Below are 1,016 nucleotides of genomic sequence, written 5' to 3'. Positions count from 1 at the left end.
CAATTTGGGTTGATGACCTGCAAGGAAATCTCTGCGAACTTTGCGACTCTGCGGTGAATCAAACAGAAATGGATTTGAACCAATTATCAAGTGAGGTCATCGGCGCAGCAATCGAAGTCCATAGAATACTCGGACCTGGGTTGCTTGAATCAACATATGAAGAGTGCCTGTGTCATGAACTGAGATTAGAGCATTTAAACTATGATCGACAGGTTGGACTTCCGGTTTCATATAAGGGAAATTATCTCGACTGCGGCTACCGAATCGATATACTGGTTGAAAAGTCCATCATTCTCGAACTGAAATCCGTTGATACGATACTCGGCATTCACAAAGCTCAACTACTGACGTATCTCAAGCTGGCAGATATTCATTTAGGCTTACTGATGAACTTCAACGTACCTCTGATGCGAGACGGCATCCACAGAATTGTAAACAACTTCGTTTAAATCTATTTTTACTTTTTATCGATAAAGAAAAACAAAACACCTCATCGAACTTTGCGTCTTTGCGGTAGTAAGTTTTTCACCGCCCGCTTCGCTCGAGTCGCAGAGGTCACAAAGGTTATTTTTTTCCTATCGGGAAAAGAATCAATAAATGGTAGCATCTCCGTTTTTGTAGGACTTTTTGGGCGAAGCCCACTTAAACATTCTTTCTCTGCGAACTCTGCGACTCTGCGGTAAAAAATTAAAAAGGAGCAATACGATCGACATGAGTGAAATGAAATCGAAAATCAGAGACTTTATTATTGAAAACTTTCTTTTCGGCAACGCTGATGGGCTGCAGGACGACACCTCTTTCCTCGAAGAGGGCATCATTGATTCCACGGGCGTCCTCGAACTGGTCACTTTTCTTGAAGAAACTTTCGAAATTCAGGTTGATGATGAGGAATTGATCCCGGAAAACCTCGATTCCATCAACAATGTCACCGCCTATCTGGACCGAAAAACAGCATGATACTTCGCCGCCCGCTCCGCTTGAGGCGCAGAGACCGTAAAGGTTTGGTTCCTTCGGCC

The 1,016-nt window shown here is 43.5% G+C and carries 2 protein-coding genes; both read left to right on the top strand.

Translation table 11 applies throughout. The annotated features are described in order from the left end of the window. The coding region (locus tag JCM12296_RS35130) for a GxxExxY protein (RefSeq protein WP_246805350.1) at nucleotides 1-449 on the top strand (449 nt) is incomplete at its 5' end. A gap of 262 nt (nucleotides 450-711) precedes the next feature. Next, the gene (locus JCM12296_RS35125) at nucleotides 712-957 is read left to right on the top strand and encodes an acyl carrier protein (protein WP_054702832.1); all 246 of its coding nucleotides are present in this window, start codon (nucleotides 712-714) and stop codon (nucleotides 955-957) included. Nucleotides 958-1,016: the final 59 nt, after the last annotated feature.

The organism is Desulfosarcina cetonica JCM 12296 (assembly GCF_001311845.1).
GTDB lineage: Bacteria > Desulfobacterota > Desulfobacteria > Desulfobacterales > Desulfosarcinaceae > Desulfosarcina > Desulfosarcina cetonica.
The sequence above is the reverse complement of the archived record's forward strand: the minus strand, read 5'-3'. Positions and strand labels throughout refer to the sequence as shown.

Excerpts from the sequence above, each read along its gene's own strand:
- JCM12296_RS35125 (WP_054702832.1), top strand. The coding sequence starts at position 712 with ATGAGTGAAATGAAATCGAAAATCAGAGACTTTATTATTGAAAACTTT.